The 26,193-nt window shown below is 70.0% G+C and carries 26 protein-coding genes; 12 read left to right on the forward strand and 14 right to left on the reverse strand.

Annotated features, from left to right (window positions below; genetic code table 11):
- Positions 1–6: 6 nt before the first annotated feature.
- Positions 7–1,647: an amidophosphoribosyltransferase gene (gene purF, locus HC028_RS21530; protein WP_168079201.1), complete on the reverse strand. Its 1,641-nt coding sequence runs from the start codon at positions 1,645–1,647 to the stop codon at positions 7–9.
- A 155-nt stretch (positions 1,648–1,802) separates the two neighbouring features.
- Positions 1,803–2,072, reverse strand: coding sequence for a sterol carrier family protein (locus tag HC028_RS27845; protein ID WP_239075696.1), 270 nt, complete (start codon positions 2,070–2,072; stop codon positions 1,803–1,805).
- Positions 2,073–2,343: 271 nt separating this feature from the next.
- Here HC028_RS27845 and HC028_RS21540 point away from each other — a divergent pair, with 271 nt between their 5' ends.
- Positions 2,344–4,368: a carboxypeptidase-like regulatory domain-containing protein gene (locus HC028_RS21540; protein ID WP_240940402.1), complete on the forward strand. Its 2,025-nt coding sequence runs from the start codon at positions 2,344–2,346 to the stop codon at positions 4,366–4,368.
- Positions 4,369–4,716: 348 nt separating this feature from the next.
- On the opposite strand, the gene purL is transcribed toward HC028_RS21540, so the two are convergent.
- Genes purL through purS form a run of 3 tightly spaced genes read right to left on the reverse strand, consistent with a single transcriptional unit; the run spans position 4,717 to position 8,245 of the window.
- Positions 4,717–7,317, reverse strand: a complete 2,601-nt coding sequence (gene purL / locus HC028_RS21550) for a phosphoribosylformylglycinamidine synthase subunit PurL (protein WP_168079203.1) — start codon at positions 7,315–7,317, stop codon at positions 4,717–4,719.
- On the reverse strand, positions 7,314–7,994 hold the full coding sequence (gene purQ / locus HC028_RS21555) for a phosphoribosylformylglycinamidine synthase subunit PurQ (RefSeq protein ID WP_168079204.1): 681 nt from the start codon (positions 7,992–7,994) through the stop codon (positions 7,314–7,316). Before purQ ends, purL begins: the two co-directional genes overlap by 4 nt.
- Positions 7,991–8,245, reverse strand: coding sequence for a phosphoribosylformylglycinamidine synthase subunit PurS (purS, locus tag HC028_RS21560; RefSeq protein WP_168079205.1), 255 nt, complete (start codon positions 8,243–8,245; stop codon positions 7,991–7,993). Before purS ends, purQ begins: the two co-directional genes overlap by 4 nt.
- 371 nt (positions 8,246–8,616) lie before the next feature.
- Between purS and HC028_RS21565 the strand changes: the two genes are divergently transcribed.
- A complete protein-coding gene (locus tag HC028_RS21565) occupies positions 8,617–9,294 on the forward strand; it encodes a S1 family peptidase (RefSeq protein ID WP_168079206.1) in 678 nt (225 codons plus the stop codon).
- A gap of 72 nt (positions 9,295–9,366) precedes the next feature.
- On the opposite strand, the gene purB is transcribed toward HC028_RS21565, so the two are convergent.
- Both purB and HC028_RS21575 read right to left on the reverse strand, forming a co-directional pair.
- Entirely contained in the window at positions 9,367–10,800 is a 1,434-nt protein-coding gene (gene purB, locus HC028_RS21570; protein WP_203981477.1) for an adenylosuccinate lyase, read from the reverse strand.
- A gap of 89 nt (positions 10,801–10,889) precedes the next feature.
- The gene (locus HC028_RS21575; protein ID WP_168079207.1) at positions 10,890–12,173 is read right to left on the reverse strand and encodes an acetyl-CoA C-acetyltransferase; all 1,284 of its coding nucleotides are present in this window, start codon (positions 12,171–12,173) and stop codon (positions 10,890–10,892) included.
- A gap of 76 nt (positions 12,174–12,249) precedes the next feature.
- Here HC028_RS21575 and HC028_RS21580 point away from each other — a divergent pair, with 76 nt between their 5' ends.
- From HC028_RS21580 to HC028_RS21610, 7 genes are all read left to right on the forward strand, one after another.
- Positions 12,250–13,572, forward strand: coding sequence for a 3-oxoacyl-ACP reductase (locus HC028_RS21580; protein WP_168079208.1), 1,323 nt, complete (start codon positions 12,250–12,252; stop codon positions 13,570–13,572).
- Between the two features lie 2 nt (positions 13,573–13,574).
- Positions 13,575–14,447 carry a MaoC/PaaZ C-terminal domain-containing protein gene (locus tag HC028_RS21585; RefSeq protein ID WP_168079209.1) on the forward strand — a complete coding sequence of 291 codons (873 nt, stop codon included), beginning with the start codon at positions 13,575–13,577 and terminating at the stop codon, positions 14,445–14,447.
- Between the two features lie 69 nt (positions 14,448–14,516).
- Positions 14,517–14,822, forward strand: a complete 306-nt coding sequence (locus tag HC028_RS21590) for a hypothetical protein (RefSeq protein ID WP_168079210.1) — start codon at positions 14,517–14,519, stop codon at positions 14,820–14,822.
- A complete protein-coding gene (locus tag HC028_RS21595; protein WP_168079211.1) occupies positions 14,823–16,367 on the forward strand; it encodes a cysteine peptidase family C39 domain-containing protein in 1,545 nt (514 codons plus the stop codon).
- A 9-nt stretch (positions 16,368–16,376) separates the two neighbouring features.
- Entirely contained in the window at positions 16,377–16,784 is a 408-nt protein-coding gene (locus tag HC028_RS21600) for a hypothetical protein (protein WP_168079212.1), read from the forward strand.
- A gap of 59 nt (positions 16,785–16,843) precedes the next feature.
- Complete coding sequence (locus tag HC028_RS21605) at positions 16,844–17,170, forward strand: AbrB/MazE/SpoVT family DNA-binding domain-containing protein (RefSeq protein WP_168079213.1); 327 nt, start codon at positions 16,844–16,846, stop codon at positions 17,168–17,170.
- Between the two features lie 21 nt (positions 17,171–17,191).
- Positions 17,192–17,638, forward strand: coding sequence for a PIN domain-containing protein (locus HC028_RS21610; RefSeq protein WP_275408272.1), 447 nt, complete (start codon positions 17,192–17,194; stop codon positions 17,636–17,638).
- Positions 17,639–17,983: 345 nt separating this feature from the next.
- On the opposite strand, the gene HC028_RS21620 is transcribed toward HC028_RS21610, so the two are convergent.
- The gene (locus tag HC028_RS21620; RefSeq protein ID WP_168079215.1) at positions 17,984–18,229 is read right to left on the reverse strand and encodes a hypothetical protein; all 246 of its coding nucleotides are present in this window, start codon (positions 18,227–18,229) and stop codon (positions 17,984–17,986) included.
- A complete protein-coding gene (locus HC028_RS21625; RefSeq protein WP_168079216.1) occupies positions 18,226–18,507 on the reverse strand; it encodes a hypothetical protein in 282 nt (93 codons plus the stop codon). The genes HC028_RS21620 and HC028_RS21625 overlap by 4 nt, the downstream gene beginning before the upstream one ends.
- A 168-nt stretch (positions 18,508–18,675) precedes the next feature.
- On the opposite strand from HC028_RS21625, the gene HC028_RS21630 reads away from it, so the two are divergent.
- Positions 18,676–18,912, forward strand: coding sequence for a GntR family transcriptional regulator (locus HC028_RS21630; protein WP_168079217.1), 237 nt, complete (start codon positions 18,676–18,678; stop codon positions 18,910–18,912).
- 6 nt (positions 18,913–18,918) lie between these two features.
- Here the strand turns inward: HC028_RS21630 and HC028_RS21635 are convergent, their stop codons facing one another.
- Entirely contained in the window at positions 18,919–19,362 is a 444-nt protein-coding gene (locus HC028_RS21635) for a protease inhibitor I42 family protein (RefSeq protein WP_168079218.1), read from the reverse strand.
- 92 nt (positions 19,363–19,454) lie between these two features.
- On the opposite strand from HC028_RS21635, the gene HC028_RS21640 reads away from it, so the two are divergent.
- Positions 19,455–21,536: a S9 family peptidase gene (locus HC028_RS21640; protein ID WP_168079219.1), complete on the forward strand. Its 2,082-nt coding sequence runs from the start codon at positions 19,455–19,457 to the stop codon at positions 21,534–21,536.
- A gap of 19 nt (positions 21,537–21,555) precedes the next feature.
- On the opposite strand, the gene HC028_RS21645 is transcribed toward HC028_RS21640, so the two are convergent.
- From HC028_RS21645 to HC028_RS21660, 4 genes are all read right to left on the reverse strand, one after another.
- Complete coding sequence (locus HC028_RS21645; protein WP_168079220.1) at positions 21,556–22,215, reverse strand: class I SAM-dependent methyltransferase; 660 nt, start codon at positions 22,213–22,215, stop codon at positions 21,556–21,558.
- Positions 22,212–22,763, reverse strand: a complete 552-nt coding sequence (locus HC028_RS21650) for a P-loop NTPase family protein (protein ID WP_168079221.1) — start codon at positions 22,761–22,763, stop codon at positions 22,212–22,214. Before HC028_RS21650 ends, HC028_RS21645 begins: the two co-directional genes overlap by 4 nt.
- Positions 22,764–22,782: 19 nt before the next feature.
- Positions 22,783–23,775 carry a threonine ammonia-lyase gene (locus HC028_RS21655; protein ID WP_168079222.1) on the reverse strand — a complete coding sequence of 331 codons (993 nt, stop codon included), beginning with the start codon at positions 23,773–23,775 and terminating at the stop codon, positions 22,783–22,785.
- A gap of 117 nt (positions 23,776–23,892) precedes the next feature.
- Positions 23,893–24,408: a DUF1360 domain-containing protein gene (locus HC028_RS21660; RefSeq protein WP_168079223.1), complete on the reverse strand. Its 516-nt coding sequence runs from the start codon at positions 24,406–24,408 to the stop codon at positions 23,893–23,895.
- 148 nt (positions 24,409–24,556) lie between these two features.
- On the opposite strand from HC028_RS21660, the gene HC028_RS21665 reads away from it, so the two are divergent.
- Entirely contained in the window at positions 24,557–26,167 is a 1,611-nt protein-coding gene (locus tag HC028_RS21665) for a methyl-accepting chemotaxis protein (protein ID WP_168079224.1), read from the forward strand.
- Positions 26,168–26,193 lie beyond the last annotated feature (26 nt).

Genomic DNA, 26,193 nt, shown 5'->3' on the forward strand with positions numbered 1-26,193 from the left:
CTTGCGTCACGGACGCAACAGAGCGTCTGCGCCGCCGGGACTGGTGGCCACGCGCTCGTTGCCGCCGGCTGACTCACCCGTACCGGTGCGCCGGCTGTTCTCGCCCGCGTGCGACGAGTCCGACCCACGCCGCTTGCTGGCGTGACCGCCGGTGTTCGCCGCCGTCTTGGCCAGCCCTTCCAGTACGTGCTTGCCGATGACGTTGTCAGCGGGCAGGTCGATGGGGTACTCCCCGTCGAAACACGCCCGGCACAGTCGAGTCTTGGGCTGCTCGGTCGCCGCGATCAAGCCGGGCAACGAGACGTACCCCAGTGAGTCGGCGCCGATCGAGCGCCGGATCCCATCGGTGTCCAGGCCGTTCGCCAGCAACTCCGCCTTCGTGGCGAAGTCGATGCCGTAGAAGCACGGCCACTTGACCGGCGGGGACGAAATGCGGACGTGCACCTCGACAGCGCCCGCCTCGCGGAGCATGCGGATGATCGCCCGCTGGGTGTTGCCCCGCACGATGGAGTCGTCGACGACGACGATCCGCTTGCCGCGGACGTTGTCGCGGAGCGGGTTGAGCTTGAGCCGGATGCCCAGCTGGCGGATCGTCTGGGACGGCTGGATGAAGGTACGACCGACGTACGCGTTCTTGACCAGACCAGCCCCGTACGGGATACCGGACTCCTCGGCGTAGCCGATCGCGGCCGGGGTGCCCGACTCGGGTACCGGAATCACGAGGTCGGCCTCGACCGGGTGCTCGCGCGCCAGCGCCCGCCCGATGGCTACCCGGCCGGCGTAGATGTTGCGGCCGCTGATCGTGCTGTCCGGCCGGGCCAGGTACACGTACTCGAACAGGCAGCCCTTGGGCTCGGGCGCGGCGAACCGGCTGGAGCGCAGCCCGTGCTCGTCGATCGCCAGCAGCTCGCCCGGCTCGATCTCGCGGACCACGCTGGCACCGACCATGTCGAGGGCGGCGGTCTCGCTCGCGACCACCCAGCCCCGCTCCAGCCGGCCAAGCACCAGCGGCCGCACCCCCTGCGGGTCGCGGGCCGCGTACAACGTGTCCTCGTCCATGAAGACGAAGCTGAAGGCGCCCCGCAGCGTCGGGAGCACCTCGAGCGCCGCGGCCTCGACCGAGAGATCCGGACGGGCGGCGAGCAGCGCCGTGACGAGCGCGGTGTCCGAGGTCGTCGTGGCGTCACCGACGCCCAGTTCGGCCACCCGTCGGGCAAGTTCAGCCGTGTTGACCAGGTTGCCGTTGTGGGCGAGCGCGATCGTCGTAGCCGCCGGGCCGTCGTCGCCCGAGGTGCCGCGCGGCGTGGTCGCGCGCAGCGTCGGCTGGGCGTTTTCCCAGTTGGAAGCGCCGGTCGTGGAGTAGCGCGCGTGGCCGATGGCGATGTGGCCGCGCAGGCTCGCCAACGTCGACTCGTCGAAGACCTGCGCCACCAGGCCGAGGTCCTTGTAGACCACGACGCTGGACCCGTCGGAGACGGCGATACCGGCCGCCTCCTGCCCTCGGTGCTGCAACGCGTACAGCCCGAAGTAGGTCAGCTTGGCGACCTCTTCGCCGGGTGCCCAGACGCCAAAGACGCCACATGCGTCCTGGGGTCCAGGTTGTTGAGGATCGAGCTCATGAGTAAGCCGACCGTCACCTCGGGGCACTGTCGCTCCTGATAAGTCGCCGTGGGCGTCGGGCACGTTAACGCCACGCGCAGGGTGGTCGTCGTCGCGGCACCCAGTGTACGTGAGTTCCATACCGCAACCCACAGCCACAATTCGGACGCCAGCTGTAGGGCTGGATCTAGCGAGGACAGTCGCTAGAGTGGGAGGAATGGCGATAAATCAGCGCGAATACCGCTGGCCCTGACGCGACCAGCGGCGATCGCGTCGTCCCAGGCGGTGCGACCCGTGGCCAACTCAAGCCAGGTGGGCGGGTCCATTTCCACCACATTGGGTGGAGTTCCCCTGGTGTGGCGAGGACCACCTACGCACTGAATCGCTCCATACGGCGGAACCCGGACCTCCACCGAACGACCGGGCGCGTTAGCCGCAAGCACCGACAAGGTCATCCGCACGGCGTCGCGCATTGTCGCCCGGTCTGGAGTACGGCCATTCGCCAGCGCATTTAAGACAGTTGAGACAGCCTGGTAATACGGTGGCTCTTCGGACACGTCGGGACGATACGGCCGGACGTGGAAGATGGCAACACTAGCCTGCCTTTCGCGCGGGCGTATGGACAAGGCATAGTTTGCTGCGGTGCAGCACGCTACGGAAACGCCGCCCGATGCACGCAGTCGCAGGCGACGGGGAAGGGCTCGAATGAGGTTCCGCCGGGTAATGAACCGGAGGGCTGACGGCGTGACGACACACCGGAGAGCACTCGCAGGGATCGGCGTGGCGGCCGTGGCCGTCCTCGGATCGTTAGTTGTCGCGGGGCCCGCGCACGCCGCCCCCAGCACCGTCGGGGTAACGGTCAACGGACAACTCGCACCGTTCAACCCCGGCGATACGCAGCGGTTGAACATCACGATCAACTACGAGCCCGACTCCACTATCTCGGGCGCGCCCCAGGTGAAGGTCGAGATCTCGGGACTCAGCAACTTCACCGCCAGCGCCCCGTCTGGATGCAACAGCGGCAACGGCTCGTCGTGCACGATCAACTTCAGCTCGAACGGCAAGCAGTCCAGAGACATCAGCTTCAGCATCAAGGCGAACAGCAACGCCGAACCCGGCCAGTCGAAGACCGACAACGCCAAGGTCACGGCGAGCGAGTTCACTGGATTGCTCGGCGCCACCCCCACGGGCGTCAGCCGCTCGGACACGTTCAACGCCACCGTGAACGGCCCGCAGCCCACCCAGGTGCCGACCGTGGCTCAGGTCAGCGGCACGGTCAAGGACTCCACCACCGGCCAGCCCGTCAAGAGCGCGATCGTGATGCTGGTCGACAGCGGCGGCGGGTGTGGCCAGGGCAAGTGCCAGACCGGCACCGACAACCAGGGCAACTTCAAGTTCGCGCCCAAGCCGGGGCAGCCGATCGCTCCCGGCACGCTGCAGATCGGCGTGACCAAAGACGGGTACGACAACCTGGTCCGCACCGTCGACGCGCAGGCCGGCCAGTCGGTCAGCGTTCAGTTCGCGCTCAAGCCCGTCGCCGCCGCGAGCGCCTCGGCCTCGGCGGAGGCGCTGCCCAGCGTGGAGGCGTCCGCGCCCAGCGCCGAAGCGACGACTCAGGCCGCCGCCGCGCCCGGCGCCAAGGCGTCCTCCAACTCGGGCCTCAGCGCATTCTCGTGGATCATCCTCGCCCTGGCCATCCTGCTGGTGCTGGCGGGTGTGGGCGTGTTCGTCATGATGTTCATCAACCGCCGCAAGCGCGACGCTGAGGACGGCGGCGAGAACGGCACGCCGGCGGCAGGCCCCGGCGACGGGCTGACGGCGCCGGGTGGCGGCGTGTACGGCGCTGGCGACCCCACGATGGTCGGCGCAGCCGGTGGGCCGCACGCGATGGCCATGCCCCGCGCTTCGGACGCCACCGCGATCATCCAGCCGGTGCGCCCGGAAGACGAGTTCCCCGACCCGTACGCCGCCCCGTACCCGACGAACATGCCCGGGTACCCGCCGGTGGGCAACCAGTACGGCGCCGGCGGCTACGGTGGCGACGCGACCCAGGTCGGCGGATACCAGGCCGGCGGTTACGACCCGAACGCGCAGCAGCAGGACTACAACGGGGCGCCGACGGCCATGTACGGCAACGGGTACGGCGCTCCGGCCGGCTACGGCGGTGAGCAGGCGTACGGCGGACAGCCCGGCTACGGTGGCGAACCCGGTTACGGCGGCGAGCAGCCCTACGGTGGCCAGCCCGGTTACGGCGGCGAGCAGCCCTACGGTGGCCAGCCCGGCTACGGCGGCGAGCAGCCCTACGGTGGCCAGCCCGGCTACGGCGGCGAGCAGCCCTACGGCGCCCCCGGTGGCCAGGCCCACGGATACAACCAGTCGACCCAGCAGTGGAACGGCGAGGAATACCCGGCGACCGGGGCGCACTCGCCGCAGGGCGGCTACGACCAGCAGCACGGTGCGTACGGCCAGCAGCAGGGCGGCTACGACCAGCAGCAGGGGGCGTACGGCCAGCAGCAGGGTTACGGCCAGCAGCAGGGTTACGGCCAGCAGCAGGGTTATGGCCAGCAGCAGGGCGGCTCCGAGCCCCACGCTGGATACGACCAGCGCGGCGGTTACGAGCAGGGCGGTGGTTACGACGCCGCCGGGTACCCGCCGCCGCAGGACCCGTACTACCAGGAAGAGCCGCCGGCGCCGGCACAGCCGGGCGCGGGCCGGCGCGGTGCCCAGCAGGGGGGCCGCGGCCAGCAACTGAACTGGCTCGACGACTGATCCGTCAGTAACGAAAACCGGCCACCTTCTGTAATCGCAGAAGGTGGCCGGTTTCGTTTTGGCAGGGAACCGTTCCCCCGGCTATACAGCGGTGGCCGCGACGAAGGCGCCGCCCCGCAGTACCGGCACCAGCCGCGACGTCGGATAGGCCGGCGAGCGCCGCCGCCGCGCAGATCGCCGAGCCGTTCGGAGACGCGAGGACCAGATCAGGTACGACGTGAACGCCAGCACGTCCACGACCCCGAGCACCGCACAGGCGCGACTCAACTCCGCCGCGCCTGTGCTACCCCAGTCGAGCCGGACACCGGCGCCTGGCTGGGCCAGACCGGCTCGGGCACGCCTACCGCGTCAGCGAGCCGCGTCGTCGCCGGAGGTGCCCTCCGGAGCATCCGCGGCGTCCACCGGCTCGCCTGTGTCGGCGGCAACCTGCGCCTCAGCGGCCACTTCGGCCCGGGCGGCCTGGTCGGCCTGCTGCACCACGTCGCCCTCGGGCTCCTGCGCCGCCTCGTCGGTCGACGCCGCTTCCGCTGTGGCGGTGCCCGTAGCGCCCGCGACGTTCCCGAACAGGGCCGGCAAGGTCGACGAGGACGCCTCGCGAATCTCGTTCAGCGGGATGCGGAACTGGCCGGTGACCTCAAGGGCCCCGCTGCGACCGTCGACCACACCGATACGGGCGTGGGCCAGGTTCCGCTCGGTGCACAGAGCCAGGAACGCCTCCTCGCGCCCACGGGGCACGGCGACGAGCGCCCGGCCCGCGGACTCCGAGAACAGCAGGACGAACGGGTCGACCTCGTCCGGGAACGAGATCGTCGCGCCGAGGTTGTGCCGCAGCGACGCTTCGACCAGGGCCTGCGCGAGACCGCCGTCGGACAGGTCGTGCGCGGTGCCGAGGTGGCCCTGCTCGGAGGCCGTCGCCAGGACGGACGCGAGCAGCCGCTCGGCGGCGAGGTCGACCATCGGCGGCGTGCCGCCGAGGTGCTCGTGCGTGACCCAGGCCCACTCGGAGCCGGACAGCTCGGCGCGGGTCTGGCCGAGCAGGATCAGCACGTCACCGTCGGCCGAGAAGCCCATCGGCACCCGCTTGGCCACGTCTGACATCACCCCGAGGACCCCGACGACCGGGGTGGGGTTGATCGGGGCGGCACCGGTCTGGTTGTAGAAGCTGACGTTGCCGCCGGTGACCGGGATACCCAGCTCCTGGCAGCCGTCGGCGAGACCGCGTACGGCCTCGGCGAACTGCCACATGACCGTCGGGTCCTCCGGCGAGCCGAAGTTGAGGCAGTCGGTCACCGCGACCGGGGTCGCACCGGTGACGGCCACGTTGCGGTACGCCTCGGCGAGGGCGAGCTTGGCGCCGTTGTACGGGTCGAGCCGGGCGAACCGGCCGTTGCCGTCGAGCGACAGCGCGATCCCGAGCCCGCTCTCCTCGTCGATGCGGATGACGCCGGAGTCCTCAGGCTGGGCGAGAACCGTGTTGCCGAGCACGTACCGGTCGTACTGCTCGGTCACCCAGGTCTTGTCGCACAGGTTGGGGCTGGCGGCCAGGCGCAGGACGGTCTCGCGCAGTTCGTCGCCGGTCTTCGGCCGCGGCAGCGTCTCCGCCCGGTCGGCCTGCAGCAGGATCAGGTCGGACGGCTCGCGCATGGGGCGGGCGTAGACCGGCCCGTCGTCGGCCAGCGAGCCCGGCGGCACGTCGACGACGGTCTCGCCGCGCCAGGTGATGACCAGACGGCCGGAGTCGGTGACCGTGCCGAGCGCGGTCGCCCAGACGCCCCACTTCTGCGCGACGGCCAGCACGGCGTCGACCTTGGCCGGCTCGACGATCAGGAGCATCCGCTCCTGCGACTCGCTGGCGAGGACCTCGTGCGGCTCCATGGACGGCTCACGCAGCGGTACGAGATCAAGGTTGATCTCCATGCCGTTGCCCGCCGCCGCCGCGGTCTCGCTGAGCGCGCAGGTCAGGCCGGCGCCGCCGAGGTCCTGGATGCCGACGATGAGCCCGGCGTCGTAGACCTCGAGGCACGCCTCGATGAGGAGCTTCTCCATGAACGGGTCGCCGACCTGGACCGACGGCCGGCGGGTTTCGCTCCCGGCGTCGAAGGTCGCGCTGGCCAGCACGGATACGCCGCCGATGCCGTCACGTCCGGTCTTCGCACCGAGCAGGATGACGACGTTGCCGTTACCGGCTGCGGCCTTGTTCTGCAGCCGGTCGACCGGCAGCACGCCGACGCTGAGCGCGTTGACCAGGGGGTTGCCCTGGTAGCAGGGGTCGAAGACGACCTCGCCGCCGACGTTGGGCAGGCCCAGGCAGTTTCCGTACCCGCCGACGCCCGAGACGACGCCGGGCAGCACCCGCTTGGTGTCGGGGTGATCGGCGGCGCCGAAGCGGAGCGAGTCCATGACGGCGATCGGGCGGGCGCCCATGGCGAGGATGTCGCGGACGATGCCGCCGACGCCGGTCGCGGCGCCCTGGTGCGGCTCGACGAAGCTCGGGTGGTTGTGCGACTCGGCCTTGAACGTGACCGCGAGCTTCTCGGAGATCTGCACGACGCCGGCGTTCTCACCGATGCCGGCGAGCATGGTGTCCGACTTCGGCGCCTTCTCGCTGAACTGGCGCAGGTGGACCTTGCTCGACTTGTACGAGCAGTGCTCACTCCACATGATCGAGTACATCGCCAGCTCGGCCTGCGTGGGCCGGCGGCCCAGGATCTGCCTGATCCGGGCGTACTCGTCGTCGCGCAGGCCCAGTTCGAGGAAAGGCTGCTCCTCGTCCGGGGTCGAGGCGGCGCGCGCCACGGTGTCCGGGCCTTCGCCGTAGTACGGCGCGACGCCGGCGTCGGCCGGAGCGCTCCCAGCCTCGACGGTCGCGGGCGCTTCGGCTTCGGCGGGCGCGTTGTCCACGCGCTCCGCCGCGGCGGAAGTCTCGTTGGTACGGGGGGTCGCGGTCATGCGTGCGCTCCGAGGTGTGCGAGCACGGAGGTGAAAAAGCCCAGGCCGTCGACGGACGGACCGGTCAGCGCCTCAACGGCGTGCTCGGGGTGCGGCATGATGCCGACAACGTTGCCGGCCTCGTTACGAACGGCGGCGATGTCACGCTGCGAGCCGTTCGGGTTTCCCCGCACGTAGCGGGCGACGATCCGGCCGGAACCCTCGAGCTCGTCAAGGGTACGTCGGTCGGCGACGTAGCAGCCCTCACCGTTCTTGACCGGGATGAGGATCTCCTGGCCGGCCTGGAAACCAGCGGTCCAGGCGGTGGAGGTCGATTCGACACGCAGCCACTGGTCACGGTTGCGGAAGTGCAGGTGCTCGTTGCGGGTGAGGGCGCCGGGCAGCAGGTGCGCCTCGCACAGGATCTGGAAGCCGTTGCAGATGCCGAGCACGGGCAGCCCGTCACCGGCGGCCTTGATCACCGAGTCCATCACGGCCGAGAACCGGGCGATCGCGCCACAGCGCAGGTAGTCGCCGTAGGAGAACCCGCCGGGCAGGATCACCGCATCGACGCCATGCAGATCGGCGTCGGCGTGCCAAAGCGCGACCGGCTCGGCACCGGCCAGCCGGACGGCCCGCTGAGCATCGCGGTCGTCGAGCGAGCCGGGGAACGTGACAACGCCGATGCGCATGCTCACTGATCCGCCTCTTCGAGCTCCTCCACGCGGAGCGTAAAGTCCTCGATCACCGGATTGGCCAGCAACTTGTCCGCGATCTCGCGCGCCCGGTCGAGGTCAGCCTCGCCGTCGAACTCGATCTCGATGTGCTTACCAATGCGGACTGAACGCACATTCCCGATGCCAAGCTGCGGCAAGGCACCGGCAACGGCCTGACCCTGTGGGTCGAGGATCTCGGGTTTGAGCATGACGTCCACCACGACGCGGGCCACGAAGCACTCCTGACTATCGGCGCAGGCGCCCCAGCGTACCCGTTACACAGCAAACTCCGGCCGCCGCCCGATCGGGCCCAGCATCTGGACAGCCGTGGGCTCCGGGGCGGTGTGCGCGCCGCCATCCGGCTTACACCACGCCTCGATTCCGGGCGCATCGAACACCACCGCCGAACGCCGCCGTCACCGTAAACAATCGATCTTAATCGACCCTTATCGATACCCTAGTGCTATCCACATTTGGGTTTACGAATATTTCACACAGCTTCTCCGAGGGCTAACGTCCGCGTTGACCGGCAGAAATAGCTGCTGATCGATACATGGACTGGCGGACCGGAAGACCCCGGCACCGTCCCCGGAAGGAGCTTGAGATGCGCACCCGACTCGCACTGGCGACGCTCGGCGCCGCAGCCGTCGCCGTGATCGCCCCCGCCCCCGCCCCGGCCCAGGCAAGCGAGATCACGACGTACATCATCGGCGGCAGTACGGTCTCGTCCGCCCCCTGGTCGGCCCAGGTTTACGCCAACGGCAGATTCACCTGCTCCGGCACGATCATCGCGGCCCGGTGGGTGCTCACCGCCCGCCACTGCCTGTCCCCGAGCATGTCGGTCCGCGTCGGCAACGTACGACTCGGATCAGGTACCGCCGCCACGGTGACCAACACCTATGCGCAGAACGACCTCGCGCTGCTCGCGCTCGGCACCTCGATCAGCACCTCGTACTCGCCGCTGGCCAGCAGCGACCCGCCCGTCGGCGCGAACAACAGCATCTACGGCTGGGGCATGACCTGCTACAGCGGCTGCTCGCCGTCGACCCAGTTGAAGACCGCGACGGTACGGGTGACCGGGTTCACCAGCGACGCGTACGGCGGCCGGGCGATCAGAAGCACCAGAGTCAACGGCAACGCGTGGAAGGGCGACTCCGGCGGTCCGCAGTACCACAACGGCCTGCAGGTCGGGGTGGCCTCCACGGCCGACGGGTCGGCCACCCAGAACTACGGCAGCGTCGCGGCGAACCGCAGTTGGATCCGCTCGGTGAGTGGGGTCTAGACCACTTTTGCGATCTTGGACACTTGGACCGGCTATGACCGGTCCAAGTGTCCAAGATCTGCCAGAAAGGGGTTAGAGGATCGGCGCGGGCGCGTACGCGGCGGCCTCCGGGCGCCGGGCGACGACCTCGCCGACCCGGTCGGCGACGGCCTGGACCTGCGCGGAGGCCGCTCCGGTGAACGCGGTCGGATCGGCGACCAGGGTGTCGATCTCCGTACGCGACAGGCGCAGCCGCGAGTCGCCGGCCAGCCGCTCGTACAGGTCGTTCTCGGCCAGGCCCTTCTCGCGCATCGCGAGGGCGACCCCGACGGCGTGCTCCTTGATCGCCTCGTGGGCCGTCTCGCGCCCGACGCCCTTGCGGACCGCGGCCACGAGCACCTTGGTCGTCGCGAGGAACGGCAGGTACCGGTCGAGCTCGCGGCTGATCACAGCCGGGTACGCGCCGAACTCGTCCAGCACCGTCAGCAGCGTCTGGAACAGCCCGTCGACGGCGAAGAACGCGTCCGGCAGGGCGACCCGGCGGACGACCGAGCAGGAGACGTCGCCCTCGTTCCACTGGTCGCCGGCCAGCTCGCCGACCATGTGCAGGTAGCCCCGCACGACCACGGCCAGCCCGTTGATCCGCTCCGACGAGCGGGTGTTCATCTTGTGCGGCATGGCGCTCGAGCCGACCTGGCCGGGCTTGAAGCCCTCGGTCGCCAGCTCCTGCCCCACCATCAGCCGGATCGTCGTGGCCAGGCTGGAGGGGCCGGCCACCGCCTGGGCGAGCGCCGACAGGACGTCGAAGTCGAGCGAGCGCGGGTAGACCTGGCCGACGCTGTGCAGTACGCGCTGGAAGCCGAGGTGCTCGGCCACCCGCCGTTCCAGCTCGTTGAGCTTCTTCGCGTCGCCCTCGAAGAGGTCGAGCTGGTCGGCTGCGGTGCCGACCGGGCCCTTGATGCCGCGCAGCGGGTACCGGTCGATCAGCTCGTCCACGCGCTCGTACGCGATCAGCAGCTCCTCGGCCGCACTGGCGAAGCGCTTGCCCAGCGTCGTGGCCTGGGCGGGCACGTTGTGCGAACGGCCGGCCATGACGAGGTCCTCGTGTTCAAGGGCGAGGCGCGCGAGACGGCCGAGGGCGGCGACCATCCGGTCGCGTACGAGCTCGAGCGACGCCCGGATCTGCATCTGCTCGACGTTCTCGGTCAGGTCGCGGGAGGTCATGCCCTTGTGGATGTGCTCGTGCCCGGCGAGGGCCGAGAACTCCTCGATGCGCGCCTTCACGTCGTGCCGGGTGACCCGCTCGCGCTCGGCGATCGACGCGAGGTCGACGTCGTCGACGACCCGCTCGTACGCCTCGATCACGCCGTCCGGAACGTCGACGTCGAGGTCGCGCTGCGCACGCAGGACAGCGAGCCAGAGGCGGCGCTCCGCGCGGATCTTCTCCTCGGGAGACCAGAGGGCGACCAGCTCGGGCGAGGCGTAGCGGGTGGCCAGGACATCGGGGACCAGGGGCTTGTGCGTCACCCGGACATTATTCCAGCAGCAGTTCGCCGGCCCCTACCCGTAGTGATACCGGCACTGGGCTATCCGGATCTCGTCGTCGACCACAGGCTCTATTTCGCCGACAGGATCGCCGTGACGCCCTGGCCGCCGGCTGCGCAGATCGAGATCAGTCCGCGACCCGACCCCTTCTCGTGCAGCAGCTTGGCGAGGGTGGCGACGATCCGGCCGCCGGTCGCGGCGAACGGGTGGCCGGCGGCCAGCGAGGAGCCGGCGATGTTCAGCCGAGCGCGGTCGATCGAGCCGAGCGGCGCGTCCAGGCCGAGCTTGCCCTTGCAGTACGCCGGGTCCTCCCACGCCTTGAGCGTGGCCAGCAGCTGCGACGCGAAGGCCTCGTGGATCTCGTAGAAGTCGAAGTCGCCCAGGGACAGCCCGGCCCGCGCGAGCATCCGCGGCACCGCGTACGTCGGGGCCATCAGCAGGCCCTCCCCGCCGTGTACGAAGTCGACCGCAGCGGTCTCCGCCGTCTCGAAGTAGGCCAGCACCGGAAGGTGGTGCGCGGCGGCCCACTCCTCGCTCGCCAGCAGCACCACGGCGGCGCCGTCGGACAGCGGCGTGGAGTTACCCGCCGTCATCGTCGCACCCTCACCCTTACCGAAGGCCGGCTTCAACGAGCCGAGCTTCTCCAGGGTCGTGTCCGGCCGGAGGTTCTGGTCGCGGTTCAGCCCCAGGTACGGGGTGAGCAGGTCGTCGAAGAAGCCCCGGTCGTACGCGGCCGCCAGGCGCTGGTGCGACAGCAGCGCCACCTCGTCCTGCTCCTCGCGGCCGATCCCCCACTCCTTCGCGGTGATCGCCGCGTGCTCGCCCATGGACAGCCCGGTCCGCGGCTCGCCGTTGCGCGGGACGTCGGGGACGAGCTGGGTCGGCCGCAGCTTGGCGATGGCCTTGAGCCGGTCACCGAGGGAGCGGGCGCGGTTGAGTTCCAGCAGCGCCTGGCGCATGTCCTCGTTGACGCCGAGCGGAGCGTCGGAGGTGGTGTCGACCCCGCCCGCGATGCCGGCGTCGATCTGGCCCAGCGCGATCTTGTTGGCGACCAGGGTCACCGCCTCCAGGCCGGTGCCGCAGGCCTGCTGCACGTCGTACGCGGGGGTGTGCGGGTCGAGACGCGAGCCGAGGACGCACTCGCGGGTCAGGTTGAAGTCCCGGCTGTGCTTGAGCACGGCGCCGGCCGCCACCTCGCCGAGACGCTCGCCGGCCAGGCCGAACCGGGCGACGAGGCCGTCCAGCGCGGCGGTCAGCATGTCCTGGTTGGAGGCGCGGGCGTAAGGCCCGTTGGAGCGGGCAAAGGGGATCCGATTGCCACCGAGGATCGCCACACGGCGAGGAGCTGACTGCATGAATGCCACCTTACCAACGAACCTTACTCGTGAGTAAGATTACGGCAGAGTAAGAAGTCAGGGAGGAGCGGCAGACATGTCCGATCGCTACACCAGCTTCGCCAACACCCCCGCCGGAAAGGCCGTGGTCAAGCGACTCGGCCTGCCCGAGCCGGTGCGGCTGCGCAGGTACCGGCCCGGCGACCCGGACATCGAGGGCAATGTGCTGGTCGGCGGCGCGGGCCGGCTCGCCGAGCCCGTACGCAAGCTGCTCCAGGCGAACGGCGTCAATACTGACGCCGCCGAAGGCCCGTACGCGGGACTGGTCTTCGACGCGACCGGCATCACCGACTCGACCGGGCTGCGCGCCCTCTACGACTTCTTCCACCCGGTCGCCCGGTCGCTTCGCCCGTGCGGGCGGGTCATCGTGCTCGGCACCGCTCCGGAAGACTGCGCCAGCCCGCGGGAAGCCACCGCGCAGCGGGCCCTCGAAGGGTTCGTGCGCTCCGTCGGCAAGGAGTTCGGCCGGGGCACCACCGCCCAACTCGGGTACGTCGCGCCCGGCGCCGAGGACGGCGTTGAGTCGACCCTGCGGTTCCTGCTGTCGGCGAAGTCGGCGTACGTGTCGGGCCAGGTCGTCCGGGTCGGGCGGGCGCCGGCCAGCCAGCCGAAGGACGCGACCTTGCCCCTCGAAGGCAAGGTCGCCCTGGTCACCGGCGCCGCCCGCGGCATCGGCGAGGCGATCGCCCATGTCCTGGCTCGGGACGGCGCCCACGTCATCTGCCTGGACGTCCCGGCCGCCGGCGAGCCGCTGTCGAAGGTCGCCAACGACGTGCACGGCAGCGCGCTCCAACTCGACCTCACGGCCGCGGACGCGCCGCAGCGACTGGTCGACCACGTCAAGGAGCGGCACGGTCGGCTCGACATCCTGGTCCACAACGCCGGCATCACCCGGGACAAGACGCTCGCCCGGATGTCCGAAGACCGCTGGAACAGCGTCCTGGACATCAACCTGTCCAGCCAGGAGCGGGTCAACGACGCTGTGCTCGCGGCCGACCTGCTGCCGGCCGGCGGCCGGATCGTGACCGTGTCGTCGATGGCCGGCATCGCCGGCAACCGCGGCCAGACCAACTACGCCGCCTCCAAGGCCGGCGTGATCGGCCTGGTGCAGTCGTACGCGCCGGCCCTCGCCGACAAGGGCATCACCATCAACGCCGTCGCGCCCGGCTTCATCGAGACCCGCATGACCGCCGCGATGCCGCTCATGATCCGCGAGGCGGGCCGGCGGATGAACAGCATGTCGCAGGGCGGGCTGCCGGTCGACGTCGCGGAGACGATCGCCTGGTTCGCCAGCCCCGGCTCGGCCGGCCTGACCGGCAACGTGGTCCGGGTCTGCGGCCAGAGCCTGCTGGGGGCGTGAGCATGGCCGTCGAGGAGCTCGCCGCACCCCCGCGGCTCGGGCCGCTCTACCGCAGCGCGGCGCTGACCGCCGTCCGGCGCAAGGCCCTGGGCGGGGGCGGCCCGTCCGGCGCCCTGCCCGACACGGAGATGCGCGTACGCGAGGTCGCCGTCGACCGGGAGCACCTTGCCCGGTACGACCGGGTGTGCGGATTCCGCCTGACCGACGAACTGCCCGCCACGTACCCGCACATCCTGGCGTTCCCGCTAGCCGTGGCGCTGATGGCCCGCCCGGACTTCCCGTTGGCACTCGTCGGCCTGGTCCACGTCGCCAACCGCATCGAGGTGCACCGGCCGCTCACCGCCGACGACCGCTTCGAGCTTCGCGTCCACGCCGAGGACCTGCGGGAGCACGAACGTGGCCGGCAGGTCGACCTCGTCGCCGAGGCGCTGGTCGACGGCGAGACGGTGTGGACCGGGCGGTCGGTGTACCTGCGCCGGGAGAGGAAGTCGGGCGGCAGCGATCGGCGCCCGGAGCCGACCCCGCCGCCGGAGGGCGGTGCGCTCTGGCGAGTCACCCCGCGGGTGGGTACGGACTACGCCGACGTCTCCGGCGACCACAACCCGATACACACCTCCCGGGTGGGGGCGCGCCTGCTGGGCTTCCCCACCCCGATCGCGCACGGCATGTGGAGCAAGGCGCGCTGCCTGGCCGCGCTGGAGGGCCGGCTGCCGGCCGCGTACGCCGTCGACGTGGCGTTCAAGCTGCCGGTACCGCTGCCGTCGACCGTGACGTTCACCGCGACGCAGGCCGGCTCCGAGCACTGGCGGTTCGGGCTGCACGGCGCGAAGTCCGGCAAGCCGCACCTGACCGGGGAAGTTATCCACAGGTCTTGATTTCGGGGTCCCCGGGATTGGCGTTCGCTCCATAGACTTCGAGCGTTACGCCAGCCCTGGGGAGGACTCGTGACCCAGCCGTCGTTCCGCGTCGACCCCGACGTGCTCCAGCACGTCGCCGGCGCCGCCGGCTCCGCCGCCCACTTCTGTCATCGCGCGCACCGCGCGATGGGCGACGAGCTTCAGTACGCCAGCGAGCAGAGCTTCGGGGAGTATGGCGTGTTCGGCGCCTTTCGCGACTTCATGCAGCGGTGGCGGGCCGAGGTGAAGGTGACCGAGGAGGCCGCCTACCAGTTCAGCGCCGCGATCACTGAGTCGCTCGACGGCTACGGGCACAGCGACGGCCACGCGGTGCAGCGGTTCGGCGGCCGGTGAATGGGGCACACGACGCTGGAGCGGCTTGAGTCGCTTGAGAAAGAGATCAAATCAGCGTACGGGTTCGCCGGCTACCCCGCGCTACGTGACGCTGTGCAACGGGCGCTGCGCGAGCCGCCGCCGAAGGGCCACCCCGACAAGATCATGCAGCACGCGGCCCTGCTTCGGGAGCTCAGCCGGTTAGGCGAGGAGGAGGGCAACGGCCTCCGCGCGTACGTGACCGGCCCGCTGCCGCAGGCCTGGACCGGCACCGCGGCCACCAGCGCCACCGTCGCCGCCACCGCCATCGACAACCAGATGCGCCGCATGGTGGACACGTTCGACGAGGGCGACCGGGCCCTGCGCGCGTACGCCGACGCGATCGAGAGCGCCCGCGAGCTGCATCCCACCGGGCACGCCCGGCTGGAGCACGCGGCGCACCTGCTCTCGACGATCGACCAGTTGTTCGGCTACGACGGCGCGGTCATGAAGGAGGCGCACCACGAGGCGATGGCCGGCATCGCCGTCCTCGTACGGTGCGCCCGAACGGTCGAAGCCGCCAGCCACGTCGCGTCACGCACCTTCGCCGAGCTGGCGAGCAGGGCCAGGTCCGGACGGATCACCAGCAAAGCGATCACCGCGCTCGACAAGCTCGTCATCGCGGACGCCGCCACCTCAGGCCCCGGCGCGCACGACGCCAACCTGATCCTGACCGCCGACGCGTCCGGCCGCGCCTCCGCCAACCTCGACCGCCTGCGCGCCGACGACCAGAAGCACTTCGCCTGGCTGCTCGGCCAGTGCCGGTCGACGCAGGAGCAGGCCTACCTGCTGCAGGCGCTCGCCGCAGGTTACGGCGTCGCGGAGATCGACGCCTTCGACCACAAGATCCATGCCCATGGCGATGACCAGGTGTGGCTACAGCAGCACCTGACCCCGATCACCGAGGCCGCCGGACCCGACCCGGCCCACAGCCGCCGCCCGGTCGAGTTCGGCGGGCGAGAATGGACCCAGGGCTCGGCCCCCACCTGTGTGGCCATGTCGACCGTGATGGCCCGGGCCAAGGTCGATCCGCTGTACGCGTTGCAGTTGACCACCGGCGGCTACCCCGACGACCCGTCCTTCGACAGCGGCGACGCCTTCGCCCGCCGGCTGCACGACGAGCAGCATGACGTGTACGACGGAGGCCGCAACTGGTTGCAGGACCTGTTCGGCACGGACGGCATGACCGAGGGACAGGCGCGCGACGTCGCCAACGAGCAGGTGGCCCCGCACACCGGCGCGCGTTACGACAAGGTGACGGTCGACTCGACCGGCGATCGCCGGAACGTCCTGCCCGAGGTGGAGAAGGCCGTCGACCAGGGGCTGCCGGTCACGTTCACCGTGCAGGACGGCCACGGCGGCCACGAAATGGCGATCGTGGGTCACCAGGACGGCATGCTCGAGGTGTACAACCCCTGGGGGTACACGGTCTGGGTGAGCGAGGACGACTTCGTCAACAACCACATGAACGTCGTCGGGGACGGGGTTCCCGCGAGTGTGCACGCCGTCAACGTGCCCCGGCGTTAGGAGGCTGCGGTGCCGATTCCAGGTATCGGTCGTACCGACCGGGAGCTAGCCGACCTCGACGTGCCCGCGCTGCTCCGCGACGGGTTGGCCGCCGGCGGCCCCGCCAACACCGAACTGTTCGGCGACGGGCGGATCGCAGCCGCCATCGCGGCCGACCGGGCGGGTGTGCGGCCCCGGTCGCTGGCGTTCCTCGCCGAAGTGGTCCGGCGGGGCGGGATCGGGTACGCCGCCCAGCTACCCGAGCCGCTGCCCGGCGCCGAGCGCACCGCCCTGGCCCGGGAGTGGCTGACGGCGGCGACCCCGGTGGCCGGCGCGGAGGCTGTGCCCGGCGAGGAAGCTGACGAGGAGTTCGCCCGCTGGCTGGAGGCCATCGCCGTGGTCCTGGGCGTGCGTCAGCACGCCGTCCCACCGCGCTGATGACGTTGTGTCGCTGTCCCACATCGCGATGGAGAAATCATCAACTAGCAGGGAGCAAAGTGTCGAAGATCCTGGAGAGCAAGGTGTCAGCAGAGGGTCGCATCTCCATCCCCGCCGACATCCGGCACCGGTTGGGCCTACAACCCGGCGACCGCGTGCAGTTCCTCCTCGACGAGGACGGAGTCCGACTGGTGACCGCGCGATCCCTTGCCGAGGCGGTGTGGGCGCGCAACACCGGCGGCGACGCCCTCGACGCCGGCGAGGCGATCCGGGCCGCCCGCGAGGCTGACGACCGCGGCACCGACCGGGACGATCGCCCGCTCGACGCCGGCCCGACCGATGCCGAAGAGGACAAGGTCCTCGCATCGCTTTTTCCCGCCGCGTGAGCGCCCGCGACCTGGCCCGTCCTGGTCTTCGACGCTAACCCGCTGCTGGCCTGGGTGTTGCAAGCCCAAGACCAGGGGCGGCGCATCCAGCGGCTGTTCGACTCCCCCGCCGAGTGCGTCATGGCGGCCTCCGTACTGGCCGAGACGATCTACGTCGCCCGCGAGCGCGGCAACCAGGCCGAGCCAGCGGCCCTGCGCGCCGAACTGCTCGCGCAGGAACTGTGCGTCGAGCCGATTACCGAGGAGGACGCGGAGTGGGCCGGTGCCGTGATCACCGAGTCGCGAGCACGTCCAGCCCGGTGGAAGACCACGCGCGGTGAGCGCCAGGGATCGTTGTCGCTGGGCGACGGGCTGACACTCGCCGTGGCCCAGCGCCTCGGCGCCCGAGCGGTCAGCTTCGACGGCGCCTGGGCCCACTTCCCCACCCTCAGCTTCCCGCTGCTGGATCCATGGAAAGTGCCGAACTGAAGGGGTATCCGTCGTGCCGGCCCGCGCCGAACTGACGACCCAGCAGGCGGCGGACATGCTGAACGTCCCCCGCCCGCTCCGCATCGACTGCTCGTTCACCCAGGATCTGGGGCTCGTCTGACCGTGGCGTTCGTCGTCTCGTACGACACGAACGTGCTGGATCCGAGCACCCTACGGGACTTGTTGATCCGCCACAGCGCGTGACAGTCCAGACAGCGCGAAACCGGCCCACCCGCCGTCCGGAAGGCTGCCGGGTCCACTTCCAGGAACTACTGCTCCCGGCGTCTCGACGGCACCCGTCAGTGCCTAACGGGGCACTCTCATGATCACCCGGACTTTGCGGTGCTATGGGCCCACAAAGTCCGGGTGATCATGAGGAAGCCACCCCACGAACTGCTCGTGCAGGTCACCGGCCGGAACACTTCGAAGGTCGGCGGCTGCTTCGATCATTGCCGACCCCAGGACGAGGGCCAGGCTGACCGGCGCATCGGTGTACTGGGCCAGCAGTTGCCGGCGCCGGCTCGGGCACGGCCAGGGCAACGAGCAGCCGACACACAACCAGGTCCCGGACATCGGCTGATGCGCGGTCACCGCCCGAACCGTCCTCGGTTGCCCTTGTTGGCGTCCACGACGCTGACAACCCCGGCTGTGCGCACGCGCTCCAACCAACTGACGAACACGCGCAGCGCAGAGTTGTCGAACCGCTTGACCGCCCAGTCGATCATCCGCTGGTCGTAGGTGCCGAGCTCCACGCCTCGCAACGCGTCCCGGAGCGCTTCTTCGCGCTGCTCGGGCTCGGTGTACGAACCGAGCGGCTCTGTCTCCAGCGGAGCCACGGGTGCGTAGTGACGTGCCTTCATACTGGTCATGGGTCGGACCTCCAGTGTCCGATCAAGAGAGCCGATCGGCGGTCCAGTCGCTGATCGGCTCTCGCCATTTCGGGTGACGGCAACGTTACGCTTGTTGTGTCTTGTTGGGCAACGTTGGTCGATGTGGTCGACGTGGGGCGACGTCGGTGGACCCCTAGCGTCGTTCGCGTGGATCAGGTCGATCACGGCAGCTACGTGCCCGTGTATCAGCAACTCGTCGCGATCATGAAGAAGCGCATCGAGTCGGGCGAGTTTCCCCCGGGGCGCCTTATTCCGTCAGAGAAGACGTTGCAGCAGGAGTACGGCGTTGGTCGGGACACCGTGCGTCGCGTGGTCGAGATCCTCCGTGAGGAAGGCCTGATCTTCACCGTTCCGCACCGGGGCAGTTACGTCGCCGAACGGTAGAGCGCCCTAACGGACCGTCACCGTCCAGGTGACGTCGCGCGATTCGCTCCGCGTACGGTCGTCTCCGCAGCCCTGAAAGCAGTTGTGCAGGGTGATCGTGGCCGACCCGGGCCGGCGGGCGTCGAAGACGAAGTACCGCGTGCCCGCGCCGCCGCCGATGTTCGGGCCGATCAACCGGTCGAGCAGGTTGCCAGCGGCCTGCTCGCTACGCACGAGCGTGACGACGCCGTCCGGCGCGACCGCGGCGGTCCAGTGATCTCCCACGGACGCGCCCCGGTCCGGCACCGCGAGGGAGAACCGGTGGCTCCGCTCCACGGCAACCGTCGTGGTGCCGCCATTGTGGACCTCGCCGTGACGGGACCGCTGGACCCCGGTCACCACGGCCACCCCGGCGACCCCGACCAGCACCACGGCCGCGAGCGCCCAGATCCACCGTCGACGTGGCACCACCGCCCCCTCCCCTCCAGTTTCGCCAGCCAATGTAGGCGGTACGGGCGACTCCTGCCGTCCCCCGGAGCGGAGGCCGGGTAACGTGGGCGAACGTGACGAGTCAGCCGCCCATCGCCAAGCGAGTGCCTTCCGAGCGCGTACACCACGGTGACACCGTCGTCGATGAGTACGCGTGGCTGCAGAACAAGGACGACCCCGAAACGATCGCCTACCTCGAGGCCGAGAACGCGTACACCGAGGAGTCGACGCGGCACCTGAGCGCGCTGCGCGAGACGATGTTCGACGAGATCAAGCTTCGTACCAGGGAGACCGACCTGTCGGTGCCCGCCCGCAAGGGCGGCTTCTGGTACTACACCCGCACGGTTGAGGGTAAGCAGTACGGCATCCACTGCCGCCGAGCGGTCGCGATCGGCGAGGTCGAGCCCCCGTCCACCGAGGACGGCGCCCCGCTGCCGGGCGAGGAGGCGCTGATCGACGGCAACGAACTCGCCGAAGGCAAGAAGTTCTTCGCGCTCGGCACCTTCGACGTCAGCCCGGACGGGCGCTGGCTGGCCTACTCGACCGACTTCGACGGCGACGAGCGGTTCACGCTGCGGATCAAGGACCTGCTCAGCGGCGAGGTACTTCCCGACGAGGTCCCGAACACGTTCTACGGCTCGGCCTGGTCGGCCGACGGGTCGACGTTGTTCTACCTGACCGTGGACGAGGCGTGGCGGCCCTACCGGGTCTGGCGCCACGTGCGCGGGACGCCGACGGCGCAGGACGAGGTCGTGTACGAGGAGCCCGATGAGCGGTTCTGGGTCGGCGTCGACCTGACCCGGTCGGAGAAGTTCATCATCATCGACGTGCACAGCAAGGTCACCAGTGAGGTGCACGTCATCCCGGCCGACCAGCCGCTGTCGCCGCCCCGCGTGATCGCACCGCGCGAGCAGGGCGTCGAGTACTCGGTCGAGCACCACGGCCACCGGTTCCTGATCCTGCACAACCGGGGCGCCGAGGACTTCGCGCTGTCCTACACCTCGGTCGACACCCCGGGCGCCGACTGGACGCCGCTGATCGAGCACGAGCCCGGTACCCGGCTGCTGGAGGTCGACGCGTTCGCCCGGCACATGGTCATCTCGCTGCGCCGCCAGGGCCTCACCGGGCTGCGCGTGATGCCGTTCGACGGCGGCCCGTCCTACGACATCGAGTTCCCCGAGCCCCTCTACTCGGTCGGCCCGGACGCCAACCCCGAGTACGAGACGGCCACCTTCCGGCTGCACTACGGCTCGCTCGTGACGCCGGAGTCGATCTACGACTGCGACCTGGATACCGGGCAGCTCACGCTGCGCAAGCAGAAGGAGGTGCTCGGCGGGTTCGACCCGGCGCGGTACGAGCAGCACCGCGAGTGGGCGGTCGCCGAGGACGGCACCCGGGTTCCGATCTCCCTGGTGTGCCTGCGGGACACGCCGCGGAACGGCTCCGCGCCACTGCTGCTGTACGGGTACGGCTCGTACGAGCACTCGATGGACCCGTGGTTCTCGATTCCCCGGCTGTCGCTTGTGGACCGTGGTGTGGTGTTCGCCGTGGCGCACATCCGGGGCGGCGGCGAGATGGGCCGCCACTGGTACGAGAACGGCAAGATGCTCGCCAAGAAGAACACGTTCACCGACTTCGTCGCGTGCGCCGAGCACCTGGTGAAGAGCGGCTGGACCGCGGCGGACCGGGTCATCGCGCGCGGCGGCTCGGCCGGCGGCCTGCTGATGGGGGCGGTCGCGAACATGGCGCCGGAGTCCTTCGCGGGCATCGTGGCGCAGGTGCCGTTCGTCGACCCGCTCACCTCGATCCTCGACCCGTCGTTGCCGCTCACGGTCACCGAGTGGGAGGAGTGGGGCAACCCGCTCCACGACCCCGAGGTGTACGAGTACATGAAGTCCTACAGCCCGTACGAGAACGTCGCCGACCGCCCGTACCCGGCGATCCTGGCGGTGACCAGCTTGAACGACACCCGCGTGCTCTACCACGAGCCGGCGAAGTGGGTCGCCCGGCTACGGGCCACCGCGCCCGGCGCGAAGGTGCTCCTGAAGACGGAGATGGGCGCGGGTCACGGCGGGCCCAGCGGGCGGTACGACGCCTGGAAGGAAGAGGCGTTCGTCAACGCCTGGATGCTGGACCTCGTCGGCCGGTCCTCCTGACCGATGCGGTGAGGCGGACCTAGTGGCGCACCGCCGGCAGGTCCGCCTCACCGACCATCCACTTCTCGCTCACCGTCCGCACCCGGGCCCGCCAGCCCAGGCCGGTGAGGTGCTCCTGCAGGTCGAGCGGGTCCCAGAACACCCGGACCACGCGGTGCGCGGAGCCGTCGGCCAACCGGCGCTCGACGATCTCTCCGGAGTCGCCGACGAACACCTCGCGCGACCCGCCGTGGATCGGCTCGTCGACGAAGACCGCCCGCCCGCCCGGCGCCAGCGCCTCGGCGATGCGCGCCCAGAACGCCGCGAACCTCGCCCGCGGGATGTGGGACAACCAGAACGCGAAGAACACCACGTCGAACCGGTTCGCCGGGCACCAGTCGAACAGGTCCGCGACCTGGAAGCGGATCGCGGCGTCCCCGGTCCGGGCGCGGGCCAGCTCGATCATCTCCGGTGCGGCGTCGACCGCTGTGAGGGTCGTGGCCCAGCGCGCCAGTCGGGCCGTCCACATCCCCGTCCCACAGGCGAGTTCGAGGACGTTCCCGGTCGGGCGGAGAGCGTCGACGACGGCGGCGATCCGCCGGCTGGTCTCGTCGCCGACGCCGTGGGTCGCCAGGTCGAACTCTGCCGCGCGCCGGCGGTAGTAGGCGATCTGCCCGGCGAGCAGCGAATCGTCGGTCACCGACCGATCACCCAGCACTCGGCCTGACTCGGCGTTCTCAGCCGGATCACCTTCCCCTGGCTGGCGTAGTCCCGGAGGAAGTTCAGGAAGAATCTCCGCCGGTCGTGGTGGTGCTGCCAGGCCCAGCGCACCGGGAAATCCGCGCGCAGCCAGTCGCGGAACCGTTCGACGTTGCCGTCCCGCCGGACTTCGCCGCGGAGCGCTCGGCGCAGCGAGCGACTCAAGACCCGGCGCATGACGAGCGCTCTGGAGTAGTCCAGCCACAGGATCAGGTCCGCCTTCGGCGCGAGGACCGACTGGACCTCGCAGTAGCCGAAGCTGTCGACGATCCAGCGCTCCTGACCGGCGATCTCGGCAACCTTCGCCGGGAAGTCCTCGCGCCTGGTCCAGTTCGGGCCGTAGAACAGCGAGTCCACTTCGAAGAACGGGATGCGCAGGATCGCCGCGAGGCGCAGTCCGAGCGTCGTCTTACCCGCTCCGCTGATCCCGACGATCAGGATGCGTCGCTGGTTGATCGGCAGCTGCCGGGCACCGATCGGACGGGTCACCCCGAGCACGATTCAATGGTCAGCCAGCCACCCGCCCCGCGCCAGCCGGCGGGGTGTCCAACTCCTCCGCGATGAGCAGGCCGGCCAGCAACGCCGGGTCGATGTTGCCACCGCCGACCACCGCGACCGTACGGCCAGGGGGCAGTTCGTCGCGGTGGTGGAGGTACGCGGCGGTGGTCACCGCGCCGCTGGGCTCGGCCACGAGCCGCGTCGAGCGGGCGAGCAGCGCCACCGTCGTCAGGATCTCCTCCTCGGAGACGGTGACGATGCCGTCGAGTCGCTCGCGCAGGTGCGTGAAGGTCAACTCCGACAGGGACGTACGCAGACCGTCGGCCACGGTGCGGTAGCGGTCCTCGGTGCTCCACGGCCGCAGTTCGCCCTGGGCCAGGCTGTCCGCCGCGTCGCCGGCCAGCGCCGGCTCGACGCCGATCACGGCGGCGTTCGGGATCAGCGCCTTCACGGCCGTTGCCACGCCGGAGGCGAGCCCGCCGCCACCGACCGGCACGAGTACCACTTCGACCTCGGGCAGGTCCTCGGCGATCTCCAGGCCCACGGTGCCCTGGCCGGCGATGATGTCGCGGTGGTCGTACGGCGGGATGATCGTCAGCCCCCGCTCGGCGGCCAGTTCCGCCGTGCGGCTCTCCCGCTCGGCCGGTGGGACCTCGATGATCTCCGCGCCGAGCGCTCGGGTCGCCTCGAGCTTGACGGTCGGCGCACCCTCGGGCATCACCACGACGACCGGCGAGCCCACGATCCGGCCCGCGTACGCGAGCGCCTGGCCGTGGTTACCGGAGGAGTGGGTGATGACGCCGGCCGCCCGCGCTTCCTCGGGTAACGACATCAGGGCATGGACCGCTCCGCGTACCTTGAACGCGCCCACCGGCTGGAGGCTCTCCGGCTTGAGCCAGAGGTCCGGGCCGATCGTCCAGGCGGGCAGGAGCGGGGTACGCACGGCGATTCCCGTGATGTTCTTAGCGGCGGCGCGCACGTCATCAATGCTGATCATTCGCAAACCTCACGGGACTCTCGGAGAGATCACTGTTATTCACCATGCCAAATTCCCCAAGAATCACCAGGTTCGTCACCCTCGCGGGTCATCGGCGACCGTCGCGCCGACCCGGCCGGCCCCTCAGCCGTTCGCCAGGCGCTTCGCCGCGTCGTACCCAAGATGCAGGAAATCGGCGCCCGCGACCGCGGTCGCGACGCTCATCCCGAATCGGGTCGCCTGGGGCGCGAACACCAGACCGGCCGCGAGCCCGGTAGCGACCCAGACCGCGCTGCAGAACGGACACGTCAGCAGCTCACCGAAGGCATGCTGGGCACCAGTGCCGCGGGGACTCTCGTTGATCTCAGCCTCGCCGGCCGGCCCCTCGAACCGTGTCACCGGCGCGCGTAGCGGGCTGGTGATCGCGTCCTTGGTCAGCAGCCGGGACAGCTTGTGCGTGGAGACGGCCATTAGCGCGATGTCGGCCGCACGCGGGCACTGGGGCAGTCGCTTACCGGTAAGCCGGGCGATACCGGCGAACGTCGCGACGGCGCCCGCATAGACCGACATCGCGATCGCGTACCCCTTCAGGGGCCGTTCGTCACTGGCCTTGTCGGCATACCCCTGGACTGCTTTGAGCGCGGTATCGGTACGTCCCATACCAACCATGGCTACCCCGCGCGCGCACCGACAAAACGCCACCTGGCCAGGGGTGGCTCCGATCACCGGGGTTAGCTCTCAGTTCGCCCGGCCACTCGACGATAAGGATTCTGCACTCGGCGCAAAACTTCATCTAGGGGCCTAAATAATGCAATTGCTCAAGAATCTTCGCGTCGGCACCCGACTCGCGTCCGCGTTCGGACTGATTGCCGTGTTGATGGCGGTGGCTATCGGCTTCGGGCTCTGGGGACAGTCCCGGGTCGCAGCCGCCAACGAACGCGTACACGCGAAGCAGGACATACGCAAAGAAGCCCTGATGGCGAAGTTTCGCACCGCCGACTTCGCCGGCTGGCAGACCGGGTATTCACTGGACGTGATCCGGGGGGTGCCCAACGCCACGGACGACTCGACCGGCCAGCGCAAGTCGTTCCTGGAGTCGGCGAGCGCCTTCCGCGGCGACCTGGACCGGATCCGCGCCAAGATGACGGACGCCGGCGAGCGTGCCCCGGCCGACGCCGCCCAGGCCGCGTTCGATCAGTTCATGGCCGTCGACCAGCGGATCATCGCGGGCTTCCGGGCGGGCACGCCGGCCGCCATCAACGAGGCCGCCGACCTGGCCGCGGGCGAGTCACTCCAGCACATGAACACGATCATCGAAGCGGTCGACAAGCTCGTGGCCGATGTGTCGGCCGACACCACGCTGGCGAAGGCGGAGGCCGACCGTGCCGCCAGCCAAAGCCGGTACGCGATGCTCGTGGCCGCCGTGGTCTGCCTGGCACTGATGGTCGTTCTCGCCGTGCTGGTGACCCGCAGTGTGGTCCGGCCACTGCGCCGCACCGTCGAGGCGCTGAATCGGGTCGCCGCCAAGGACCTGACGACGCGACTGTCCGCCGACAGCACGGACGAACTCGGCGACCTGGCCCGTAGCCTGAACGGAACCCTCGACGTACTCTGCGATTCATTCATCACCATCAACTCCGACAGCGAGACCCTGGCCTCGGCGGCACAGGAACTCACCGCGGTCGCCGGTCAGATCGGCTCCGCCGCGGACGAGACGGCCAGCCAGTCCGATGCCGTCGCGGCCACGGCGGCGCAGGTCTCGCACAACGTACAGACCGTTGCCGCTGCCACCGAGGAGATGAACGCCTCGATCCGCGACATCTCCGGCAGCGCGTCCCAGGCCGCCGAGATGGCCAAGAGCGGTGTCGACAGCGCCCAGCGCGCGACCAGCACGATCGAGCAGCTCGGCGAGTCGAGCGCCGAGATCAGCCAGGTCGTCCGCCTCATCACGTCGATCGCCGAGCAGACGAACCTGCTGGCGCTGAACGCGACGATCGAGGCGGCCCGCGCCGGTGAAGCGGGCAAGGGCTTCGCCGTCGTCGCCGGCGAGGTGAAGGACCTCGCACAGGCGACCGCCAGGGCGACCGAGGACATCTCGCGACGGGTCCAGAGCATCCAGCAGGACACCACGGCCGCCGTCGAGGCAATCGGTCAGGTCAGCGAGATCATCGACCGGATCAGCGAGCACTCGACGACGATCGCGGCCGCGGTGGAGGAGCAGACGGCGACCACGGTCGAGATGAGCCGCAACGTGAGCGAGGCGGCCACCGGATCGGGCCAGATCGCCGAGAACATCCACAGCGTGGCGAACGCCGCGCAGACCACGTCCGGCGGGGTGGCGGAGTCGCAGCGTACGGCGGACGAGCTCGCGCGGGTCTCGGCGCAGCTGCGGCAGCTGGTGGGGCAGTTCAAGATCTGAGCCCGAGCAGCGTCGAGGGTGGTCAC

This window comes from Planosporangium flavigriseum (assembly GCF_011947225.1).
Lineage (GTDB): Bacteria > Actinomycetota > Actinomycetes > Mycobacteriales > Micromonosporaceae > Planosporangium > Planosporangium flavigriseum.